Source organism: Streptococcus sp. 3613 (assembly GCF_013277375.1).
Classification (GTDB): domain Bacteria; phylum Bacillota; class Bacilli; order Lactobacillales; family Streptococcaceae; genus Streptococcus; species Streptococcus pseudopneumoniae.
Genome location: NZ_VMMV01000134.1, coordinates 1 through 6,584, shown reverse-complemented (window position 1 = coordinate 6,584; position 6,584 = coordinate 1). Strand labels below are relative to the sequence as shown.

Sequence of the window (6,584 nt, the reverse complement as noted above, 5' to 3'; positions counted from 1 at the left end):
TGCCATACTCTATTATAGCATACATAACTATATACAATAAACAAAAAAGTTGAAAAATAGTCGAAAAATCCAGATGTACCAAGGGATTAAGTAAGGTCGGCGGAGAATTAAGTGATAAAGTCGGGGGTTTAGCACAAAACAAATCATTTCTCAGTTTTCAATAGCCGAGTGATTTAAAAAGACAAGCACCAAAACTGATGTTTGTCTTTATGATTTTCCTTGAAAAGGCTATTTCTAACTATTTAACATGTTTTTCTGCTTCTTTTTGGGCTTTTTCGATTGCTTTTTTGCTTTCTTGATCCCATTTGGTCTTAGCTTCTTCAAACTGTTTAGTCGTCACAGTGTCTTTTGCAGTTTCATGTACTTGTAGTTATTGCCATCACCCTTAATACCAGCCAATGAATAGCCTCTTGTAAATGGCGTTACTTTGGTTACAGATGCTGTTCCACCACTTGACATAGCTGACATAATCAGAGAATTATCAATCATCCAAGCCTGTGCTTCAGCATATTTTTCGTAACGTTTGGCTACATCTTTATTTTCACTATCTGCATCTTTAAGTATATTAGTATAGGTATCCAGACCTAGGCTAGTGATTTTTTCCTTATCTTCCTTGGCATCTAGTCCAAAAATCTTAAGGTAGAATCCATCCTCTGCATTGAAAGGATTGAGATAAGTTGATGGATCTTGATAGTCACCTACCCAGCCATCAAAGTTCAAATCATAGTCTCTATCAGCTGCTGTCGGTGCTAAGAAGGCTACATTATTAAAATCATCTGTTGAAAGTTGCTGAACGTCGATGACAATGTTATCAGCACCCAAAACTGACTCAAGGGTCTGCTTAACTGAGTTCATGCCTGTCACAGCATTTTTACTTGTCTGATCAACAGCCACATCCAAGTGAATAGGGAAAGTCACACCTTGACTTGCCAATTCTTTTTTAGCTTCCGCAAATTTTGCTTGAGCCTTTTCTTTGTTAAAATAGGCATCCTGAGCATCTGCTAAGTTTATACCTGCCCACTCTGTTCCATAGTTGACCAATTTAGAAGCAACTACTTCTCCAAAGGTCTTGTCTCCAACTTGGACAAATGTAGGAGGCACTAGGGTGTTCCGAATGGTCTTGCTAGCTGCTTCTTCCCCATTTGACTGAGCAGAATAGGCTGTGCGGTCCAAGGCAAAGTTCACCGCTTGGCGGAAGTTCTTGTTCAAAACAGCTGTCTCAGTTGACTTCTTCTGCTCATCTGTCGTTTTAGCAGTGTGATTGTAGGCCTTACGGTTAACGTTGAAATTGAAATACCAAGAAGTCTTGTCCTGCAAGCTATAGACGATATTATCCTTATATTTCTCCTTGGTCTTAGCAAAGTTAGAACTATTTGGATAAACCCCAGCGATAGAATAAGCTCCACTTTCAAAGTTACGGATGGTCAATTCTTGGTCTGAACCATCAAAATCGGCCAATTTCACATGTTCAATTGATACTTTGTCATGATCATAGTAATGCGGATTTTTCACATACTCGATTGATGATTTTGATGTGAAATCTTTTAACAAATAAGGTCCACTGTAGAGAATACTATCTGGAGATAGGGTACCAAAATCTTTCCCTTTTGAGTTTAAAAACTCTTCGTTTACTGGGAAAAGAATACTGTTGGTTGTTTTTGAGTTCCAGTAAGGTTCTGGCCGTGACAAAGTATACTCAACAGTCTGGTCGTCAATGGCCTTCACCCCAACCTTAGAAAAGTCAGAATCCGCTCCTGTAATATAATCAGTCAAGCCCTTAATCGAGTTTTGAATCAAGTCAATGGCCTGTGATTTATTATCCACTGCGTACTTGATACCTGTCACAAAATCTTGTGCCTTAACTGGGGCGTACTCTTCACCGTCAGCCGTGAACCATTTGGCACTTTTCTCAATTTGTAAGTATAAGTCAGACCGCCGCTTGAAACAGACCAGTCCTCTGCTAAAGACGGAACTAGATTTCCGTAATTGTCATTTTCAAGCAAACCATCAACTAGGTTGGTAATGATGGCTGTATTATCAGCGTAGTAGTCTAACAAGTAGTTAAATGCAGTTGGATTTCCACTAAAGGTTGATGAGTAAGTTTTTGTATCTGAACCTGATTGTCCGCAAGCAGCTAAAAGCAAGGCAAATGCAAAAGTCAGGCCTGCACTAAGGACACGCTTTTTTGTAGTCATCTTCTTTCTCCTTTATGTTAGTTTTTATAACATATGTTTATTTTACCAAAATAGTGGGAATTTGTAAAGTTAATTGAATTTCGAGAATGAAAGTTTATAAACCTTGGTTATAAAAAAACAAAGGATTTCTGCCTTTCATACAGTACTCCCTTGTTTTTATGCGATTTCAATTTTAAATTTTTCTGTAAATAATGTTTATAGTAATTCCACACAGAAAGCATCCCATGGAGCTAAGATTTGTTTTTCAAAGACTTCTTGAGCTAGGGTGTTTTCAATCAAGACAGATTTAACTGTTCCTTCTACTGCCAAGTCTTGTTTTTCATTGGACAAGTTAGCCACAACTAGGAAACGATGGTCCCCATCTTTACGGATATAGGCAAAGACCTTATCAGCCGTATCAAGCAATTCAAAGTCAGCTCGAATCAGCCAGCTGTTTTCCTTACGGATTTGAACCAGTTTTTGATAAGTATAGAAAATAGAATCTGGATTTGCCAGCGCTTCTTGAACGTTGATTGCTTGATAGTTTGGATTCACTGCTAACCAAGGTTGACCTGTTGAGAAACCAGCGTTTTTGCTTTCGTCCCATTGCATTGGAGTACGGGCATTGTCACGTCCAATGACACGGATACTGTCCATGATTTCTTCCATCGGAACACCTTTTTCAAGAGCCTCACGCGCATAGTTAAGGGATTCAATATCTTCTACTTGGTCCAGCGTTTCAAACGGATAGTTGGTCATCCCAATCTCCTCACCTTGGTAGATATAAGGAGTTCCTCTCATGAGATGAAGCAAGATAGCAAAGGCTTTGGCAGATTTTTTGCGGTATTCTTGGTCATTTCCCCAGATTGAGACGATACGAGGGAGGTCATGATTATTCCAGAAGAGGGAATTCCAGCCATCCTCAACTCCTAATTCTGTCTGCCATTTGTTGAAAATCTCTTTTAATTTAGCAATATTCAGTTCTTTTTGATAGTGCCATTTAGGCTGACCTTCCTGATACTGAAGACCGATATGTTCAAACTGGAAGACCATAGACAATTCTTGCCCCTTTGGATCAGAGTAGAGCTTGGCAATCTCTGGCGTTGCTCCCCAAGTCTCCCCTACTGTTAAGAGATTCTTATCTCCAAAGGTAGCCTGATTCATCTCCTTGAGATAGGGATGGAGCATCGGACCATTATTGACTACTTTCTCGTCAGGAATTTTCCCAATCATGTCAATAACATCCATACGGAAACCGCCAATGCCTTTATCAATCCAGAAGTTCATCATCTCATAAATTTTCTGGCGAAGTTTTTCATTTTCCCAATTGAGATCAGGCTGTTTCTTACTGAAAAAGTGGAGATAGTATTGACCTGACTTTTCATCGTATTCCCAAGCAGATCCGCTAAAGATAGAATCTAGGTCGTTGGGTTCATCCCGCCAGACATAGTAGTCTCGCTCAGGGCTGTCAGGATTTTCACAGGCCTCGACAAACCATGCATGTTCATCTGAGGTATGATTGACCACCAAGTCCATGATGATACGAATATCACGCTTCTTAGCTTCCTCGATTAGTTGGTCCATATCCTCCATGGTTCCGAAAATAGCTGCAATCGCTTGATAATCAGCAATATCGTAGCCATTATCATCCATAGGGCTGTCATAAACGGGAGAAAGCCAAATCGCTGTAATCCCTAGCTTGGCTAGATAGTCTAACTTACTGGTAATTCCTGGCAAATCGCCAATTCCATCTCCGTTGCTGTCCATGAAACTCTTTGGATAAACTTGATAAACTACGGCATTGTGCCACCATTTTTCTTGCATCTTCTTACCTCATTATTTTAATAATCTATAGTCTATGATAGCGCTTTTCAGATTTTTATGCAAGCGTTCGCCTAATCTTTTTGATTCCTTTTTTAACTCCGTAGTTTCCTAACTTCCAATTTTTTATTATAATAGAGGTCAGAGGTAAAAAAATGAAAAAACAAGCTTTTAGTTCTGAACGATATTTGAATTTACAACGCGACCATATTTTGGAACGCATTAACCAATTTGACGGCAAACTCTACTTAGAATTTGGCGGTAAAATGTTAGAAGATTTCCACGCTGCTCGTGTCCTTCCTGGTTATGAACCTGACAACAAAATCAAGCTCTTGCAAGAATTGAAAGAGCAGGTTGAGGTTGTGATTGCCATTAATGCTAGCAACATTGAACATTCCAAAGCACGTGGCGACTTAGGCATTTCTTATGACCAAGAAGTTCTTCGTTTGATTGACAAATTCAATGAATTAGGGATTTTTGTCGGCTCCGTTGTCATTACACAATACGCTGGCCAACCCGCTGCAGATGCCTTCCGCAACCAACTTGAGAAAAACGGAATTGATTCTTATCTTCATTATCCAATCAAAGGATATCCGACGGATATGGATCACATCATTTCCCCAGAAGGCATGGGCAAAAACGACTACATCAAAACCAGTCGCAACTTGATTGTCGTAACCGCTCCTGGACCCGGTTCTGGAAAATTGGCAACGTGTATGTCCAATATGTACCACGACCAAATCAATGGCATCAAGTCTGGCTACGCTAAATTTGAAACCTTCCCTGTTTGGAATCTTCCCCTTCATCACCCAGTTAACTTGGCTTATGAAGCTGCCACAGCTGACCTTGATGATGTCAACATGATTGACCCCTTCCATCTTCAAACCTATGGAGAAACCACTGTCAACTACAACCGTGATATCGAAATCTTCCCAGTGCTCAAGCGCATGTTGGAACGTATTCTCGGAAAATCACCATACGCTTCACCGACAGATATGGGTGTCAACATGGTTGGTTTCGCTATTACAGATGACGAGGCTGCTGTCGAAGCTTCTAAACAAGAAATCATCCGCCGTTACTATCAAACAGTTCTTGACTTCAAAGCTGAAAAAGTTGGCGAAGCTGCCGTCAAGAAAATTGAGTTGCTCATGAACGACCTCGGTATCACACCTGCAGACCGTAAGGTTGCTGTCGTTGCGCGCCAAAAAGCAGAAGAAACTGGTGGACCAGCCCTAGCCTTTGAATTGCCAAATGGGGAAATCGTCACTGGTAAGAACTCAGAACTCTTTGGCCCTACAGCCGCTGCCTTGATCAACGCCATCAAAAAATCAGCTGACATCGCTAAAGAAGTAAAACTAATCGAGCCTGAAGTTGTTAAGCCAATCCAAGGTCTTAAAATCGATCATCTCGGTAGCCACAATCCACGCCTTCATTCAAATGAAATCCTGATTGCACTTGCTATCACAGCTACAGAAAATCCTGATGCTGCCCGCGCTATGGAAGAACTCGGCAACCTCAAAGGAAGCGAAGCCCACTCAACCATCATCTTGACTGATGAAGACAAGAATGTCCTTCGTAAACTGGGTATCAACGTAACCTTTGACCCATACTACCAATACGACCGCTTATATCGTAAGTAAAGATTTCAACCTCTCCAGCCTCGGAGAGGTTTTCTCTCTGTCTCAGGAGCCAGCTTTATGTTATAATGAAAGAATAAAACTGAAAGGATTGACCATGTCAAAAGAAGTTATTGTTGAAAGTTTTGAACTTGACCACACTATTGTTAAAGCACCCTATGTTCGCTTGATCGGGGAAGAAACAGGACCCAAAGGAGACATCATCTCCAATTATGACATTCGCTTAGTGCAACCAAACGAAGACTCTATCCCTACCGCTGGCCTTCACACTATCGAGCACCTCTTGGCTAAACTCATCCGTACCCGCATTGACGGTATGATTGACTGTTCACCATTTGGTTGCCGCACAGGTTTCCACATGATTATGTGGGGGCGTCACACCAGTGCTGAAATCGCAGCTGTTATCAAGGATTCGCTCAAGGAAATCGCTGAAACTACTACTTGGGAAGACGTCCCTGGAACAACCATCGAATCTTGCGGAAACTACAAGGATCACAGCCTCTTCTCTGCTAAAGAATGGGCAAAACTCATCCTAGAACAAGGGATTTCAGATGATGCCTTTGAGCGTCATGTAATTTAAACACAAAAAGGAACCAGTTTTTCAGCTGGCTCCTTCTTTTTTATGCTCAAAATTCTGTCTTAGGCTTTTTCACGAATGACCAAAACACCATCTTCCATGTCAGCTTCTAGGTGTTTAGCATCAAGGTTATCCAAGTGGAAGTCTGTGACTTTGTCACGGATTTGTTGTTCAACCACACGACGGAGTGGACGAACACCCATAACTTCATCGTAGCCTTCCTCAGTCATGTATTCTTTAGCAGCTTCGCTCACTGCCAAGTCAATGTCTTTCTTAGAAAGCGTCTTGTTAACTTCAACCAACATAAGGTCTACAATCTTAGAAAGATCTTCTTTGCTCAAGTGTGATACTCAATTATTTTCAAAAAGCAACCTT

Annotated in this window: 3 protein-coding genes and 2 pseudogenes; 2 read left to right on the top strand and 3 right to left on the bottom strand. The window is 41.0% G+C overall.

The annotated features are described in order from the left end of the window. Nucleotides 1-238: 238 nt before the first annotated feature. A pseudogene (locus tag HT708_RS11405) lies at nt 239-2,195 on the bottom strand (peptide ABC transporter substrate-binding protein). Between the two features lie 195 nt (nt 2,196-2,390). Continuing rightward, on the bottom strand, nt 2,391-3,998 hold the full coding sequence (locus HT708_RS11400; RefSeq protein WP_172926407.1) for an alpha-glucosidase: 1,608 nt from the start codon (nt 3,996-3,998) through the stop codon (nt 2,391-2,393). A 152-nt stretch (nt 3,999-4,150) separates the two neighbouring features. Here HT708_RS11400 and HT708_RS11395 point away from each other — a divergent pair, with 152 nt between their 5' ends. Beyond that, nucleotides 4,151-5,635, top strand: coding sequence for a DUF1846 domain-containing protein (locus HT708_RS11395; protein ID WP_000743635.1), 1,485 nt, complete (start codon nt 4,151-4,153; stop codon nt 5,633-5,635). Nucleotides 5,636-5,729: 94 nt separating this feature from the next. Beyond that, nucleotides 5,730-6,212 carry an S-ribosylhomocysteine lyase gene (locus HT708_RS11390; protein ID WP_000032547.1) on the top strand — a complete coding sequence of 161 codons (483 nt, stop codon included), beginning with the start codon at nt 5,730-5,732 and terminating at the stop codon, nt 6,210-6,212. A 59-nt stretch (nt 6,213-6,271) separates the two neighbouring features. Here HT708_RS11390 and HT708_RS11385 read toward each other — a convergent pair. Then, nucleotides 6,272-6,556, bottom strand: a pseudogene (locus HT708_RS11385) (ATP-dependent Clp protease ATP-binding subunit); the annotation flags it as partial. Nucleotides 6,557-6,584 lie beyond the last annotated feature (28 nt).